This window comes from Muricomes intestini (assembly GCF_004346165.1).
Taxonomy (GTDB): domain Bacteria; phylum Bacillota; class Clostridia; order Lachnospirales; family Lachnospiraceae; genus Muricomes; species Muricomes intestini.
In genome coordinates this window covers 1-17,863 of the sequence record NZ_SLZZ01000042.1, presented here as the reverse complement: position 1 = coordinate 17,863, position 17,863 = coordinate 1, and the positions used below count along the sequence as shown (strand labels likewise).

The following is a 17,863-nucleotide window of genomic DNA, read 5'->3' as shown; positions in this document are numbered from 1 at the left end:
ACGGAGTGCTATAAGCAAAAGTGCTGGATTTTATTTGCCAAAAAACGCTGGAAAATAATTTCCACTTTTTGCTGGAAAGTACTTGCCGTTTACAGATGCCGGATTCCCAAGGTTGAAAGGGCGCGAATCAGTTGGGTGGAGACGAATTGCTTGCCATTGTCACAATAGGTTGCAGAAAAAACACCTCGTTCCAGAATAGCTCTGTGATAGGCATCTTCCACAATCGTCTTTTCCTGGTTGTCATAAATTCCGGATCCTAAAATTACTTTGGAATGGTCATCAATAATGGCAGCAAGATATGTCTGCACCATCTTGCCATTTGGCCCAATTGGCAATTTTACGCAGTATTTAATATCTGCCTGAGCCAGCTGCATCCGATGAGCTTTGCAGAACCGTTTCGTTGAACTGCCTCTTGCATCTGCATACTTCTTCATCTGTTTTTTCCCAAAGCCGGCATTGTACAGATACCGCTGTAGGGTGGAGCGCTTCAGCACACCTGGCTGTACGCGCTCTTCCATCTCCAGGATTAGGATAATCTGTGCCACAGAACGGGACGGGACTTCTCGCTTTAACTGGATGGCTTCGGCTAGCAGCTCCTCGAAATTGTCCGGCAAGTTTTGCGAGCGGCGCATTGCCCGGTTCATCGGCTTCAGACCGGAGAAGCCGCCTTTATCCCGGAAGGACTGTTCATAACGGTACAGACTGCGGATCGAAAGATTATTTTGGCTGGCCAGCTCCTTCCGCAGCTGTTGCTTTTTTGCCAGGTCCAGGGAGTCATCCAATAAAGGAGCGATAATCCGATACCGCTCCAGGGCCTGGTCTTCCTGCCATTGTTTTGTGGTTTCTTGTTCTAATTGCATGTTCATAAGTATGATATCCTCCTTTGAGGTCATCATATCGGATTGTGTTTATGACAGCAAAACAAAGTAGGTGCAGATTGCTAAGCAGGCAAAAAGTTTCCCGCGTTATAGATGACCCGAAGAATGGTTCCCAACCAGCCGGCTCCGGTTTCTCGTATCCCGGCAAGGAGGGAGAGGCCTGATTTTAAGAATACTTCGCTGAAGCCAAGCCGGCGATAACCAACCGACTTCAACAAGCCGTCAATGCGAAGCTGGTTGTAAAACAGCCAGGCATTCCAGCGGTGCATTGTGGCCTCGCAGGGGTAGGCTTCTGTTGCCAGGTCATCACTGTCAATGACAGCATCAACAACATCTTCGATAACTTCTGTCGTATAGTGCTTGTAGGGTGCCAGGACATCCGGCAATTCCGTGTGCAGGCGCTTGCAGTGGCTGCACTTTAACCGTCGGATCAGCAACTGATCAGAACCACCTCCATGAACTTTGCGGATTCGTAAGCGTGAATCGCGATACTTTAAAGAGTGGCTGCACTCTGGGCAGGCTGCAATCTGCTCGGATTTAGGCGAAACGGCATAAAAATCATCTTTGTTGTTGTAGATTAGCTCATACTCTGATAAAATAATCATGGGTGAAAACCCAGTGGGTTCCAGAGAATGACAATCTTGCAGGAGAGTGTTCTCTGGAACTTTTCCTTTCTGCATACTAATGACAGTATACAGGGCACTCCAGTGACACGCAAGCAAATCTGCTTTTAGACATTAAAAGCTGGCATCAACACTTTCTTTCAAACGGCAGCTATTTTAAATGTCCCCCCAGAAATATTAGACTATAAGTGGAGAATGCTTAATTATTACAAACTCCTTGCGGGGCAGTCTCCAATGATTATTCATTCCAACTGTTTAAATAAACTCTAGGTAACATTAAGAAATTGCTCTCAAAATTATAGAGCAATTTCTTTTCATTTCCGCTTTTGTCTCAATCATAGATCCTCAAACAAATTTTTCTGATACATTCCCATCTCTACAAGCTTTTTAAATGATTCAATCACACTTTCCTTATCCTCGGCATATGTCACGCCAAACCACTTATCCTCTGTTGGCAAAATCTTTACAGTCACCTCATCCTTCTGAAGAAGATCTCCAATCAAAATAGGGAGTAAATACTCTGCCTTCAATGGATTTTTTGGTACGTCCTCTTCAAAAAATATTTTAAAGTTCATTTCCAGTGTATCCATAAATTCAGGAGTCAATCCCCACATGTTCATAGATGCATACGAATTCGCATCAATTTTCTTGCCATCTACAGCAGCTCCCTCTGTAGTTTTCACAATATTCGAAGTCTCTACTACATCTGTCAAGTATCCGCTACCATCCGTCTTGCAAATGCCTCGTGTCACACCTCCATGCTCAGATAATGTATTCTTCAAAATAAAACCCGCCATACAGAAATCTGATGCAGATTTTTCTTCTTCACTACACAACCAATCATGAATCTTCACAAATGCATTCTTGCCATAATAATCGTCCGCATTAATTACAGTAAATGGTGTATCAATTAACTTCTTCGCAGCCAATACAGCTTGTCCTGTTCCCCATGGCTTTGTTCTATCAGTTGGTAACTCCCCAGGAATATGATCTAACGCTTGGAATGCATACCCAACCTCTACATCATGCTCTTTGCAAATGGCTTCGATTCGATTTCCTATTGCCTCGAGGAAATCCTTTTCAATATCCTTACGAATAATAAAAACAATCTTGTTAAATCCAGCTTCAATCGCATCATGAATAGAGTAGTCCATAATTATATGATTGTCCTCATCCACTGGTGCCAACTGTTTAATACCACCTCCAAAACGGCTTCCTATTCCCGCTGCCATAATAAGTAGTGTCGTTTTCTTTTCCATTTGTACTCCTCTCTAATCTATAAAATGTATTCGATTAACATTATACTGAAACTTCGAGAATACATTGCACACTATTAGCTAATCTTTTTATACTTTATAACACCATTACGCACATTAGCAATAATGAATAAAATTCCAATCACACACATAATTGCAAATCGTATTACAAAATGAGAATATAAATAGGTAAACACTACCGCCATTATTGTTACGACTACTAAACATAAAACAAAATACACGTTGTCATATAACTGTATATGTAAAATGTATCGTGTTATCAAATAATGCAAAAGCATAAGCAAAATATAACTAAATAGCGTTGTATACGCAGCTGCAATAAATCCGTACTTTGGCACAAATATAATATTCAATACTACATTTAGTATTGCAGCTATTACTGTTCCAACGGATGCATATTTAGTATTTTTCAAGTGAAGCTCAATATTAATATAATTCGAATAAATAAATTGACAAACTATACCAATTACAACAGGTGCAACAACATATACACCATCTTTATATTCTGCTGGTCCCAAAATACGTATAGCTTCTGGTGCTAAAGAAATACATCCAATACCTATAAATCCACCAAGCATTACTAGATTTTTTGTTTTTTTTCGAATTAGCTCCATATTACCTTCATAATAATTATCATGAAACCATGGCAACCACGCTTGATTGATTGCATTCATAACAATATTCATGAGAATTGCATATTGATAAGCTAATGTATATATGGCCGTAGAACCTGAACCACAAAATTTTGTAATTACTACTCGATCCGATGTTGCCAATAAATTGAGTGATACTGTATGAATTAGCATAGGAAGCGAAATAGCTAATCCATATTTCCAATATTCTTTATTAATAGAAACTTCTTTTCTTTTAATTGAACCTATCCAAAAAAATACAGCAAGCAAACATGTTGGTAATGCTGTCCCCACTACTTTTCCGATATATTTGTTGTCGGTCATTGTATACAATAAGATTATCGTTAATAAAATTGATGTTACAGAAGTATAAAGCATAATAAAAATATTTTCTTTATATCGGTATTCATAACGAAATCTTGTTTGTGCAAAAGTGACAGCAGGTGTCAACAATAAATATACAGCTAGAATTGTCAATAGCATTTTATTCATTTCCATAAACGACGATAATGGTTCAATAAAAATCAAGCCTAAAACAATCATACATGTTGTAAAAAATGCTGATAATAATTGCATTGAGCCAATAAATTTGTTAAGCTTCCCAGGATAATCTAATTTGGCTCTTCCCACACTCATTGATAAATCCAATGTGCATATTACTTGAAGAAGTGAATACCATGATGTAAATGTAGCGGCAACTCCATAATCGTCTGCAGACATCATTCTTGTGACAATAGGTGTAGTAATCACAGCTATTGCTTTTATCATTATTGTCGAAATAGTATACCATATGCCTGCCTTAAACGCTCCATTTCCGACAGATTTTGTTTCATTTGACGATTCATTTGATTTCATTCACAGTTCACTCCTATTGCTTTTTATATTCATACTATTGCACTGATAACATCTTATCTAATACGAATTATTCAATATCTGTAATAGTAATCTATGTAGTTTTCTCTCATAATCATAATCCACCTTAACATACAACTTCTCATTTTCACCCTTGATCATATATGCAAAATTTTCCATCATAAATTGATAACGTCTGTTGAATTGATAGTGTGCTAAGTTGATCTCTGTTGATAAATCGATGGCACCATCTCCGCCATTTCCACCAGGTTTTCTTGGTGTATAATACATTTTTGTAGGCTTTTCTAACGGTTCAATAGATATTGCGCCTTTTGTGCCAGCAATAACTATATGACGACGCAAATATCCATTAGCACTAATGGCACTAGTTCTTAATGTTGCGCAATATTTCTTATAATCTAAAACTGCAACGCAATTATCTTCAATATCTAATCCATCAATCCCGCTTTTCCTCAAAAATGAATATACTGTATCTGGAAATCCAGCAATACTAGTAATTAGATCCAAAATATGTGAACCATATACATACATAGAACTACCTTGCTGTATTATTTTTTTTCTGTTTGCAACAGATAAGTCTATATCCATTGCCGTATCAAATTGCGTAATATCTCCTATTCCTTCTTTAATTCTCTTTTTCAATTCTATAATTTGTGCCCCATATCGGTACATATATCCTATTTGAACCGGAATCTTTCGTTCCTCAGCCATATTCATATAAGTAATAAAATCATCATTTAATCCTGTCGGCTTATCTGCATGTAATGGTACACCAAGAGCTAAAAATTCTATACAGGTCGGAATGATTTTTTCCATTACTTCTTCAATAATTATGCCATCGACTTTGTAGACTCCCTGTAATACATCATTCCTGTTTAACCTCTTTAAATCAGAAAAAGTACTAAGTTTTTGCTTTTCTGTTAATATCTTTTCATCATCCTCCACGTAACCAATGATGTTAAAAAGATCCTTACGAAATTTCACCTCTGCAACAACACCTTCAGCATGACTATGTCCAATTCCTATTACTACAATATTTAATGGTGTCAACATATGATATTCTCCTTTCAAAATTGAATTATCAAACTAAATACAGATATGAGTTACTATTTAATTATTTTTCTAATAGCTGTTTTAAAAAGAACTTTCTTATCACCCGACAATAAATTATTTTTCTTATTATCACTATAAAATTTTTTCATCAACTCAGCATCTTCTGCTTTATCTGTAAAAACCTCAAAAAGCATTGGTACTTTTGCATTCTTATCAGTAAACACATCTATACTCTCTTCAAACTCTTCTATAGTACTTGCTGCTAGATATTTCAGCCCTCTTGATTTAACCCAGCTTTCTGCTTTTGCATCATGTTCTGCTGCCGTAAACCGATCAATTGTTGGAAGCAATTTTTCTCCTGGCGACACATGAAAAATACTTGCTCCAGAGTTATTCATTAATAATATTCGAATATTCGAACCCACATACCGATTCCAAAGTGCATTCATATCATAGAAAAAGCTTAAATCTCCGATTAACAAAAAGCTTAGTTCATCAGAAACTGTTGCTAATCCCATAAAAGAAGACATGGATCCATCAATTCCATTCGTTCCTCTATTACAAAACACTGATACTGAAGAATCCAAAGGAAACATCTGTGCCAATCTGACACTATTACTATTTGCTAAATGCAAATTAGAACCCTGTGGGATTTTTTCAAAATATCTTTTAGTTATATACATGCTCGAAAAAGGTAACTCGGAAAATTTAATTTTACTCTGAAGTAATAACCATTGCTCATAATATGTGTTTGTATCTTGAATTTCTTCATCTACAGGCATCATTTTATCAATAAATTCCTCTTCAGTACATTCAAATACATATTTTAAATTATGAAATTGATCTGCAAATTCACCGTCTTCATTAACTCTCCAGTGAACAAATTTTCCGATATTTCTCTTCAACCAATTTCTAATTTCTGAAACATAGTTTTCACCCATTGTAATTACTATATCTGGTAGGATTTCATTTAACGATTCAAATGCATTTGTATTTGAAATTAAAAATGTATTAAATTGCTTTTCGCAATGTATATTTGCCAAATGATCCGCCGCTATAACACAGTTATATTGTAAAGCAAATTTATTGAGCAACTCTTCTATATTTGATTGTTTTGATAAATGTTGTCCATAAATTAACAATATTTTTTTTCCATATAATTGCTCTCGGGCTGTCTTCCATGCTTCTAAATTTTTTTTCATAATTCTTTCTATCTTATTTACAGGTGGAAGAGATGGTGTATTGTATCCTGCTCCAACTTTTTCAATCAAAAAATTAATATGTACTGGACCAACAGAATGATGAACTAATTCAGAAAGAGCCTCATTCACTAATCTACCACAATACCATTCATCCAACTCATCTTTGACAATTGGCAATGACACTTCCTTTTTGCATACATCCCTAAAAATTGCTGTTTGAGGAATCATCTGATCTTCGTTTTGATTTAAATAGTATCCATTTCTATCCGCAGTTAACACTACTAAAGGTAATTTTTGATAAAAAGCTTCATTTACTGCTGACATATAATTACATACTGCTGTTGCTGATGTACAACAAATTGCAACTGGTTCATGCGTTTTCTGAATAATACCAAGTGCAAAAAAACCTGCACTTCGTTCATCTACAATCGAGTAGCATGTAAAATCAGGATCGTTTTCTACTGAATGAACAAAAGGAACATTTCTCCCCCCTGGTGAAAGTACAATTCTATGAATATTATACTCTTTTAATAAAGCTATAAGAATTTGGACATTTTTCAAATCTGAATACATTATATTTTCCATAATATTTGTTCTCTCCCTTCTCCAATATGATATTATTAAAAATGAAGTACTTTTTTAGACATATTCAAAGCAGCTTCTATTACTTGATCCATATCATAATATTTATATTCTCCAAGTCTACCGCCAAAAATAATATTTCTTTCCTTCAATGTCAATTCCCTATATGCCTTGTATAATTCTTCATTCTTTATATCATTTATTGGATAATATGGCTCATTTCCTAATTTCCACTCTGCACTATATTCCTTACTAATTATTGTTCTAGGTAACTCATTTCCTTGCATATCCTTTCCAAATTCAAACCATTTATGTTCGATGATTCTTGTCCAAGGCGTCTCCTTATCTGTATAATTAACCGCTGCATTTCCTTGAAAATTAGTGGTTTCCAATAACTCTGTTTCAAAATAAACCGATCTATATTCTAATGCTCCTAGTTTATATTCGAAATACGCATCAATCGGACCAGTGTAAATAATTTGATTCGCTATCGAATCTAGACTTTCCTTATTTGATAAATAATCAGTATTTAATCGCACTTCAATATCATGTAACAAATTCTCGACTAACTTTGTATATCCTCCAATCGGAATTCCCTGATAAAGCGCATTGAAATAATTATTATCAAAAGTAAATCTTACTGGAAGTCTGTTAATAATAGATGCTGGAAGCTCTTTACAGCTACGTCCCCATTGCTTTTCTGTGTAGCCCTTAATCAATTTCTCATAGATATCCACACCTACTAAAGAAATTGCCTGCTCCTCTAAATTTTTAGGTTTTGTTATTCCAGCCATTTGTCTTTGTTCTTCAATTTTTTTCTTTGCTGCTTCGGGTGTTACTACTCCCCACATTTTATTGAATGTATACATATTAAAAGGTAAGCTAAATAGCTCTCCACAATAATTCGCAATCGGACTATTGGTAAAACGATTAAACTCTGCAAATTGCGTAATATAATCCCATACTTCTTTCTTATTTGTGTGGAATATATGAGCACCATATTTATGAACATGAATTCCTTCAATATCTTCTGTATAAATGTTTCCTGCAATATTAGCGCGTTTATCAATAACAAGTACTTTTTTCCCTTTGCTTTTAGCTTCATGTGCAAATACCGAGCCATAAAGACCCGCACCAACTACCAAATAATCATATTTCATTTTTTTCTCCTGCTACTCTTTTTTCTCTACATTACACTCAGACTGTAACATACTCTTCAATATTGAAAAGCTTTCTTTTCTCTTCTCGTTTAATACAATTTCTGATTTTGAATAATCTAAGTTATACTCCTGAATTTGTTCAATTTGTTCAAACGATGTTAAAATACGTTCTTCCAACCCTACCATGCTAATAATACCTGTTTTACGGGCGTCGCGACTACCATGCATATTTAATGAATAAAATGGTTTGTTATAATTAATCGAAAACGCAGTTCCATGAAAAGAATCCGTAAACACTAGCTGTGCATGACTAATTAGATTAAGAAAATCGCATGGTCCAACATTAATTAAATTTTCAACGCCTGGATACATAATCGGGAAAAATGGAGATACACAAACTACTTTCATCCCCAATTTTTTTCCAAGCAATACCAAATGTTTGCCCCATTGAATTCCAGGTCGAATTCCTTTTAATGTATACAATAGAATATACTTACCTTTTACTAGCTCTTTTTTAGACTCAAGCCTCTTCCAATCTTGTTTAGTTAATAAAAATGTTGGATCTAAAACTGTTTCTACCGGATGTTCTACAATGGCACTCAATTTTTCTGCTCCCGCAGCTTCCCTTGTGGTAATATAAGAAAATCGTCTAAGTAAATCCTTCTTTTTATTTAAATCTTCTTCTGATATTTCACCAATACTTGATGCATACGACACCTTTTTTTTAGAAGTAAAACTCAAAAAGTACGCATCTGTGTAATCAATCGTAGAACCTTTAAATTCTGGTATCAAATTAGACCAAATCTGGTCACTTCCTGCTAAATACACATCATACTTTTCATCAATGGATTTTAAGTCTTCATAAGTACATAACTCTTGTCCTGAAAGTTGATAGAAAGTATTTATGAATTTTTCAAATTTTATATATCTTTTTTTTCGTGCTCCATGAACTGGTAATAAAAGCAAATTGCGAAAAAATCTCATTACCCCGTATTTTGTTTGATATAAAGCATAATACTGTTTTTGTGATTTCATCCTGAAATTAATAATTTCTGATTGAAATCCCAATTGATTTGTAGCTTGTTGTGTGGCATAAGCCTGTAATACTGATCCATGATTATGAGAACCATGAAAAGTAATAATTCCTATCATTTTTTTCTCCTTTTGCATAATAAAATAATACTGCAGACAAATGCCTTTTGCTAAAATTTAGTATTATCCTTAATTTCTTGTAATTGCTGTTTTCTTCCATAAAAAGATGCTGCAATTCCAAATGATACATAATTTAAAACATAAAAATGCATCGGTACAACTGTTACAAAAAGCAATATTAGTAAAACACAATACTGCATAGAAATAAAATATTGCTTTCTATTAATTCCATATCGTATACCGCCATATATACCAGCAATGTATAGCACTGAACCATAACATCCCATAGTTGCCACTATATACATTACTGAATTGCTATAACCTGATTGTGTATATTTCAGGCGCCACTCTGCCATATTAGCTGTTATAATTTCACCTTTTCCGTATCCAACTCCCCAAATTGGATTTTGACGCCATGCTGCAAATCCTGCTATGTAATCATCTATCCTTTTGGAATACGAAAGACCTGTATTCATTTTAAATTTCATTAAATAATAAACGCCTATAGAAGCTATAATAACACCTACCAGAACAACCAAATATCTTGTAGCAGATTTCTTTCTCCGCTTATATATTTCATAATCACCTTGCCACTCAAATGCTATATTCCCATAATAATATTTTGCAACCATCAAGCACATCATTAAAATCACTGCTGTTACTGAATATGTTGTTACAATTGTTAATATGAGTAAAATCACACTTTTTGTTTTAGTCTTTTTATAAAAAAACAATTCAACAGCCAGTGCCATAATCAATACAAATGCATACATCGGTGCTTCGCAAAATATCCCTGTATTTCTCATAACGTAATGTCCCGCTATTTCCTGACGTTGCGACGAAAAGAAAAACAAAAAATTTTCAGCTTGACGTACTTTCCCCCAAAAAATAGTAAATGTACCAAGGTTTGGTAACACAAACGAAGCCAAATATGAAATAATTGACATTCCTGCTAGAAACACAGTAAACCTGCTCATTTTTTTCACTATATCAATTAGCAAATTACTATTGACTGCATAAACTACAGTCATCATCGGAATAAAAAATATAAATTTCATACTATAAGAAATAAGAGCTTCGCCATCAACTGATATTGCTAAATAAAGAAGTGCCAGTAACTCATATACACATATAAAAACTAATAGTTCCCTCTTTAATCTTATGCCACTCTTAAATTCTGTAATTACAATTATAAGAGACACCACACCTATTAATTCCGAGATGTGAAAGTTTATATTATATGAATTATAGAAGACTGAATTAATTTCAAATATTAGCAAAACAGCCATAATCCATCTCAAAATTGAACGCAAGGAATGTCTTTTATATGATTTCATTAAACTAACTCCCCCTGAATTGCCTGTTTTAAGTTTTCCCCCTTTATCAATTGCTCTCTAATTCTCAAAATGTTATCCACCATTTTTTTATATTCTGTTTCATTAATAAGTGGTATGATATCATTCAAATCACATAATGAATTTATAGATATACCGATTCCTTTTTCTTCCACGTAAGACGCTAATGCTGACTCCCCCCAAACAATAAGTGGTATGCCAGCTGCAATATAGAGGGAAAATTTATGTGGATTATTGTAGCGTAAATAACGTCCAAATACTCCATCACATGTATCTATTGAGTCACCATCCCAAACCAATCCATAATTGCCATCCAAATGTTCAATTAATTCTTCTGGTGAAAACGAACCATTATAATGAATATGACTATCCGAAGGCCCATCATAGTTAATTCCATATAAATTAAAATTGCATTGTGTAATTTTACCTAACTTATAGATATATCCACATTTTTCGCGTGAAAGATTGCCAGCAATAATTATGCTTGGTTTAGTTTGAAAATTAGTTTGAATATTATTTTTATTATAAAGGTAATCAAATGGTCCTAAAACCGTATAGTCTTTTTTTCTTCCACTATTTTTCAATATCTTTTGCATGCTATTATTATGGCAGATTACTTTATCGATATTTTCAAACAATTGTGTTTCTGGTTCAATATTCTTCTCTACATCTCCCTCTGCACGCAACCCTACAATATCATGTATTAACATACACATCTTATATTTTTTTATTTTTTTCCCGAAATTTAGAATACTAATTAATACTTTATTAACGATAGCTGGATAATAAGGATATTGAATAAACACAGTATCATTGTGTCCAGCAAAAAAAAACGTTCGAAAGCACCCCATTATCATTTGAAGCAAAATAAATGGTTTACATGCCTTGCTTCTATATAAGGGTATATGCTTGTATCCGCACTGTTTTAATATTTCCACTGCATCTGCACGTGCCTTATTTCCTGCTGTAAATTCTCTTTTTCCTGCGTACTCGCATAATACCACATTCATTTTTTCACCTCTTTACTATATTCCAATAAATAATATATGATTTCTTAGTCAGTAATTAAAGATTGAAATAATTTCATTTCCTTTTGAATTGTTCCCTCCGCATAATACTTTTTACATTTATCGTAAGGAAGTCCCATAGCTAATTTTTCATATATAGAATTCAATTCTATCTTCTCTACATCATTTGGTACAAGTGCCACATTTGGAAAGCAACTTAAAATTTCATGACATACTTCAATGTCTGATGAAACAATAGGCATACCAATTGACGCCATTTCACAGGTCATTACACCTTGTGTATCGGACCTTGTTAACATGATACCACATCTAGCATTATTGAGATACCCTAGCATTTCTTCATGACTCAGAGTATGATTAATCCATTCCATGTTTTGTGGTTTTTCAAAATAATCAAATATTTCACCCTTGCCAATTAATAAAAATCTCTTTTCTGGATATTTATTGGCAAGTTCAATATATTGATCAACTCCATACTTAGGTGCATCTAAATTGGAACGGATTGATATATAATCATATTTTTTATCTGTTTTCATTTCATAATCTTTATTCTCAAAAAAGGAACCAATACTATTATGAATCACATGACAGTGTTCAGATAAATCGGCAGGTGTTATACGCATATTTTTTTGAACTCTTTTATAAAAATAATCACTTACAAAAACATACTGTGATTTCTTTGCAAGTTTTTTATAAAAAGGTCTCCACAAATTTAATTTGAAATGATCGTAGAAAAGCTGACATGTTCGTTTTATTATTTTTCCATCTTTTGTAAATTTATAGGGCTCCGGATAATCTTTTGCAAATATTGATGCTTCATGCCCGTGAAAAAAGAATACCAAATTTTCAAATTCTTTCTCATACTTTTTTAAAAAAAGATAATGATTTCTCACGTTTGCAGAATGACTAATTACAATGTCATAATGTATATCCCTTTGTTCAAACTCCTGCAACGTAATAACATTGATATTGTCAATTGTATAATTATCTTTTGCAGCAAAATTTAAAACTGTTACCTTTGCACCATGTTCCTGATAATATCTATTCCGTACATGGACAAACATCCTTTCATGTGTAATACCCGGAATCGGATAGAACGCAGTTAATATCAGTAAATGCATTATTTATTGTTCTCCCTTAATTTTCTCAAAACAATCAAGAGCTTTTCTGACTACATCATCCATATCATAATATTTATATTCTGCCAATCTACCTAAGAAAATCACGTTTTTTTCTTTTGTAGCTTTTTCTCGATATTGCTCTGCCAATGCTTTCCACTCTGCTGTCGGGAAAGTATAAAATGGTTCATCCCCCTCACACGGAATTTCTTTTAAAATAGTCGTTTTATCATTTTTTTGTCCTGTCAACTTTTTAAATTCAGTTATTCTTGTATACTCGTAATCCATTGGCCATCTAGTACTTGCTACAGGTTGATACGATTCGCAATCATGAGTTTCAAATATAAATTTTATACTTCTCCATTGAAGTTTACCTAGTTCATAGTCAAAATAGTAATCTACCGGACCCGTATAAATTAATTTTTCATATTCAATATCATTGATTACTTCCTTATAATCAGTATTTAAAAGTATTTTTATTTCTGGATGATCTAACATGTTTTGACACATCTGTGTAAATCCTCCCTGAGGATTCCCTTGATATTGATCTGTGAAATATCTAGTATCCCGATTTTTTCTAAATGGTATTCTACTTATTACAGATTTGTCAAGTTGTGAAGGATCCACTCCCCACTGCTTAATCGTAAAATACTTGAAGAATTTTTCATATATATCCTGACCGCCCTGACTCAAAACTACATCTTCACTAGTCTTTATCTCATCAATTTTAACTCTTCTACTTTCAATGAATGCATCCATTTCATCTTCAGATAAATTCATGTTATACAACTGGTTTATGGTTTCTAATGAGATAGGCATTGGTACAAAATTACCATTTACATACGACAACACCCTATGTTGATATTCGTGCCATTTTGTGTATTTGCAAATATAATCAAATACTTCTTTATCATTCGTGTGAAATGTATGCGGTCCATATTTTTGAATAAGTATGCCAGCCGGATCATATTCATCATACACATTACCACCAATATGATTCCTCTTTTCAATAATTAATACTTTTTCGTGAAGTTGTGTCGCAATACGTTCTGCAACTGTTATACCTGCTAATCCTGCTCCTACCACTACATATTTATATTTCATTTTTTTCTCCAATCATCGTTATTCGTAATTTAACTTAAATACTATGAGCTAACCCCATATTTCTTATGTAAGAATTTAGCTGATAAAAATGCTTTGATTTTGTAATTCCAATTTACATCTTCCATATATGATAACTCTTTAATTTCTTCTCTATTTACCCTGCCTGTTTGAATTTTATTTTCTAGCCACACATCAAAAAGAATTTCACTGATACGTCCACAAAATCTACTGTCAAAAGCAGACATTCCTTTTGTGTCAACTTGCTCAAACGCTTGAAACAAAATATTAAATAGCCATGAACAATAATCATCCATCAAATCCTTTTGAAGAATCATCATATTAAACATATAGCCCCATCTCCGATTAAGAACTTTATTGTATGCAGATAGATATTCGGGACAATCTTTTTTTATTATCTTCTCAACAATTTTAAAGTGACGTTCATCGTGTGTATGAGCATAGTGTGAATATAAAGTCTCAATATAATAGTGTCTCTTCTTCGGTACAAAGACTTTATATTTAACAAGCATTGGCTCAATTTCGTCATACGTTATTACAGAATTAAGAAGATCGTTTTTCTTAGCATTGGAACCTACAAAATATCTTCTATAATGTACCAATCCCTTATATTCTGCATCAAGATTTTTCCATGCCCAATATAATCCTGTCTGTGTTCCAAAGTTACAATTCCTAATAGAAATATTGTCACCCGTATCATCTCTTGTATATCCAAAATCAATGGGTGTTCCATCTTCTGTTTTTTTTCCAGCAGCACCCACATGTAAAGGTAAATACATGGTATCTATAGGCATATCGCATTTTTTATGGGTTGCTACTATAATTTTTATTTTATCCATTTAATTAAATCCTTTCTTTATTATCTATTAATTTTTTTGTTTTATCAAAATGAAAACTGAATGGTCTAAAAATAAAATCATGAATTCCAATTTTTTTCATGATTATACTGCACATTGTTGGAATACAGATACTTAAAAGTGTATTCAATAATATACATAAAATTGGTATTTCAATTTTTATTTTATGAAGAACAATTCTTATAGCTGCAGTTAATAAAATATGTGTAACATATATCTCTAGCATATTTTCCCCCAGTAAATGTAACCCTATTTTTTCATCTGATTGATTATCCCACAGCTTTTCAAATAACTTCCATAAAAGAATTGAAATTCCCAAAGCAACGACCACATTAACAAATGGTACCTTATTTATTTGCACTCCTCTAATTGAAAAAACAGTGCATAATGCAATAGCTAAAGACCCTATTAAAAACAATATTTGTCTTTGAAACAAAATAAATTGTTTTGATTTCTTTATACAAATTCCTATATAGAAAAAAAACGCATAGAAAATTATTCTTTTAATCTCAAAGCCATAGCTCCATGTCATAAAATCACTGATAATGCTTGCTACAAACAAAAACACTAGCATCCAAATTGGACTTACTTTAGACCACCAATTAAATTTAAAAATGCAATAAAAAGCAATTAAAACATATAAATACCAGAAAGACGGTAATGGTTTATTCCATATCCATAAAATATCTGTAACAAGCACATTGCTATTCACATTACCAGACATTAATAACTTTGATATCCAGAAAATGATACTAAAAAAAATATAAACAGAAATAAAATCTGCTACATGGAGATTCAATTTTTTATCTCTCAGTTCTCCATCTTTTGTGAAATATGCCAAATAATAAAAATAGCCACTCAAAATAAAGCACAATGGCATATGATAACTATAAATCAAATTAAATAGCATAGTCAAAACATTGTTTTGTTCTGGCCAATATGCACTGGCAATATAACCATCCAATACATGTCCTAGAACTACACAAATAATTACGAAACCCTTTAGCTCGTCCAAATATCTTATTCTCTTTTTCATTTTAGTAACAAAGTCCCTTCAACTCATGATTATTAATCTCTTCTATAGATATCCCTGGTGTAAACTTTCTCTTTTACATCATCTAGACAACTATCATATCTATTCGCTATAATCGAATGACTTTTCTTTTTAAATTCTTCTAAATCATTTACAACTAAAGAACCAAAAAAAGTTTCTCCATTTTTTAATGTAGGTTCATAAATAATCACTGTTGCGCCCTTTGCTTTAACTCTCTTCATTACGCCCTGAATAGAACTCTGTCGAAAGTTATCACTATTGCTCTTCATAGTAAGTCTAAATACACCAACAATAACTTCTTTCTCTTTTCCAGCATCCCAAGCATCATTCTCACTGTATGTTCCAGCAAGTTCAAGTACTTGATCTGCAATAAAATCTTTTCTTGTTCTGTTACTCTCTACAATTGCTGACATCATGTTTTGTGGCACATCAGCATAGTTAGCAAGTAACTGTTTTGTGTCCTTTGGTAAGCAGTATCCTCCATAGCCGAACGATGGATTATTATAATGAGTACCAATTCTTGGATCCAGACTAACGCCATTGATAATCTGTTGTGTGTCTAATCCCTTACTTTCACAATAGGTATCCAACTCATTAAAGTATGAAACTCTCAATGCAAGATATGTATTAGCAAAAAGTTTTACTGCCTCCGCTTCAGTATAGCCCATAAAAAGAGTATCAATATTCTCTTTGACTGCACCCTCTTGCAATAACTCTGCAAATACATGCGCAGCCTTTACTAATCGCGCATTTTCAATATCTGTTCCCACAATAATTCTCGAAGGATAAAGATTGTCATATAAAGCTTTAGATTCTCTTAAAAATTCTGGACTAAAAATAATATTATCACAATGAAATTTTTCTCTTACACTAGCTGTGTATCCTACTGGTATTGTTGATTTAATCACCATAATTGCTTCTGGATTATATTTAATAACCAATTGAATTACTGCTTCCACAACGCTTGTATCAAAAAAATTTCTCTTACTATCATAATTTGTTGGCGCCGCTATCACAACAAAATCTGCATCTTCATATGCTTGCTTTGCATCCATTGTTGCAACTAAATTTAATTCTTTTTCAGCTAAATATTTTTCAATATATTCATCCTGTATTGGAGATTTTTTTGAATTTATTAAATCAACCTTCTCCTGAATAATATCTACTGCTGTAACTTCATGATGCTGTGACAATAATGTTGCAATAGATAAGCCTACGTATCCAGTTCCAGCCACAGTAATTTTCAAATCTTTAAATTCTCTCATATTATTGATTTTCCTCCACTCATTACTCATAACATTATTTAGTCAATATAAAAGCTTCTATACCACTTAGCAAATTGTCGCAATCCACTTCTAAGACTTGTACTAGGTTTAAAATCAAAATCTTTTTCAAGAGCACTAGTATCTGCATAGGTTATTGGAACATCACCTGGCTGCATTGCAACTAATTCTTTATGAGCTTCAAAATCATAATCTTTTGAAAGAACACCTGCACTTATTAATTCTTCCTGAAGTATTTCAACAAATTCAAGTAGATTTTCAGGATTGTTGTTACCAATATTATAAACTGCATAAGGAGGAATAGGTAATCCATCTTCTCCATTCTTTCTTTCAGGCGCACCTTTCAAAACACGAATCACCCCTTCAATTATATCATCTATATATGTAAAATCTCTCTTGCAATTACCATAGTTAAAAATCTGTATTTTCTTACCCTCTCGGAGTTTATTTGTAAATCCAAAGTAAGCCATATCAGGTCTTCCTGCAGGTCCATATACGGTAAAGAAGCGAAGTCCTGTTGATGTGTAAGTGGTATACTATAACCAGCAGATTTAGGCAAATAAAATCCAGCAACTATTATACAACATCAACGAATGATATACTGTCATTCGGAG

15 protein-coding genes and 1 pseudogene are annotated in these 17,863 nt (G+C 33.2%); all 16 read right to left on the bottom strand.

The features are described from left to right. Positions 1 to 89 precede the first annotated feature (89 nt). Positions 90 to 866 carry a DDE-type integrase/transposase/recombinase gene (locus EDD59_RS16800; protein WP_165920987.1) on the bottom strand — a complete coding sequence of 259 codons (777 nt, stop codon included), beginning with the start codon at positions 864 to 866 and terminating at the stop codon, positions 90 to 92. A gap of 74 nt (positions 867 to 940) precedes the next feature. Continuing rightward, complete coding sequence (locus EDD59_RS16795; RefSeq protein WP_132383988.1) at positions 941 to 1,600, bottom strand: DUF6431 domain-containing protein; 660 nt, start codon at positions 1,598 to 1,600, stop codon at positions 941 to 943. Between the two features lie 236 nt (positions 1,601 to 1,836). Next, positions 1,837 to 2,760 (bottom strand): nucleotidyltransferase family protein, encoded by a 924-nt coding sequence (locus EDD59_RS16790; protein ID WP_024344850.1) that lies wholly within the window; start codon positions 2,758 to 2,760, stop codon positions 1,837 to 1,839. A 74-nt stretch (positions 2,761 to 2,834) separates the two neighbouring features. Further along, positions 2,835 to 4,265 (bottom strand): lipopolysaccharide biosynthesis protein, encoded by a 1,431-nt coding sequence (locus EDD59_RS16785; RefSeq protein WP_024344851.1) that lies wholly within the window; start codon positions 4,263 to 4,265, stop codon positions 2,835 to 2,837. Between the two features lie 57 nt (positions 4,266 to 4,322). After that, entirely contained in the window at positions 4,323 to 5,336 is a 1,014-nt protein-coding gene (locus EDD59_RS16780; protein ID WP_024344852.1) for a Gfo/Idh/MocA family protein, read from the bottom strand. A gap of 53 nt (positions 5,337 to 5,389) precedes the next feature. Then, positions 5,390 to 7,123 (bottom strand): 2-succinyl-5-enolpyruvyl-6-hydroxy-3-cyclohexene-1-carboxylic-acid synthase, encoded by a 1,734-nt coding sequence (menD, locus tag EDD59_RS16775; protein ID WP_132383986.1) that lies wholly within the window; start codon positions 7,121 to 7,123, stop codon positions 5,390 to 5,392. A gap of 35 nt (positions 7,124 to 7,158) precedes the next feature. Beyond that, positions 7,159 to 8,280, bottom strand: a complete 1,122-nt coding sequence (glf, locus tag EDD59_RS16770) for a UDP-galactopyranose mutase (RefSeq protein WP_024344854.1) — start codon at positions 8,278 to 8,280, stop codon at positions 7,159 to 7,161. A 12-nt stretch (positions 8,281 to 8,292) separates the two neighbouring features. Then, positions 8,293 to 9,432, bottom strand: coding sequence for a polysaccharide pyruvyl transferase family protein (locus tag EDD59_RS16765; RefSeq protein WP_024344855.1), 1,140 nt, complete (start codon positions 9,430 to 9,432; stop codon positions 8,293 to 8,295). Between the two features lie 50 nt (positions 9,433 to 9,482). Next, complete coding sequence (locus EDD59_RS16760) at positions 9,483 to 10,769, bottom strand: O-antigen ligase family protein (RefSeq protein ID WP_024344856.1); 1,287 nt, start codon at positions 10,767 to 10,769, stop codon at positions 9,483 to 9,485. Further along, a complete protein-coding gene (locus EDD59_RS16755; protein WP_024344857.1) occupies positions 10,769 to 11,797 on the bottom strand; it encodes a glycosyltransferase in 1,029 nt (342 codons plus the stop codon). The genes EDD59_RS16760 and EDD59_RS16755 overlap by 1 nt, the downstream gene beginning before the upstream one ends. A 44-nt stretch (positions 11,798 to 11,841) precedes the next feature. Then, a complete protein-coding gene (locus EDD59_RS16750; RefSeq protein ID WP_024344858.1) occupies positions 11,842 to 12,936 on the bottom strand; it encodes a glycosyltransferase family protein in 1,095 nt (364 codons plus the stop codon). A 3-nt stretch (positions 12,937 to 12,939) separates the two neighbouring features. Further along, positions 12,940 to 14,037, bottom strand: coding sequence for a UDP-galactopyranose mutase (glf, locus tag EDD59_RS16745; RefSeq protein ID WP_024344859.1), 1,098 nt, complete (start codon positions 14,035 to 14,037; stop codon positions 12,940 to 12,942). A gap of 41 nt (positions 14,038 to 14,078) precedes the next feature. After that, positions 14,079 to 14,894 (bottom strand): DUF4422 domain-containing protein, encoded by an 816-nt coding sequence (locus EDD59_RS16740; RefSeq protein ID WP_024344860.1) that lies wholly within the window; start codon positions 14,892 to 14,894, stop codon positions 14,079 to 14,081. A 4-nt stretch (positions 14,895 to 14,898) separates the two neighbouring features. Then, positions 14,899 to 15,927: an acyltransferase family protein gene (locus EDD59_RS16735; RefSeq protein ID WP_024344861.1), complete on the bottom strand. Its 1,029-nt coding sequence runs from the start codon at positions 15,925 to 15,927 to the stop codon at positions 14,899 to 14,901. Positions 15,928 to 15,980: 53 nt separating this feature from the next. After that, positions 15,981 to 17,231, bottom strand: coding sequence for a nucleotide sugar dehydrogenase (locus EDD59_RS16730; RefSeq protein WP_279233373.1), 1,251 nt, complete (start codon positions 17,229 to 17,231; stop codon positions 15,981 to 15,983). Positions 17,232 to 17,269: 38 nt separating this feature from the next. Further along, positions 17,270 to 17,770 (bottom strand): annotated as a pseudogene (locus EDD59_RS16725) (NAD-dependent epimerase/dehydratase family protein); the annotation flags it as partial. Between the last annotated feature and the right edge of the window lie 93 nt (positions 17,771 to 17,863).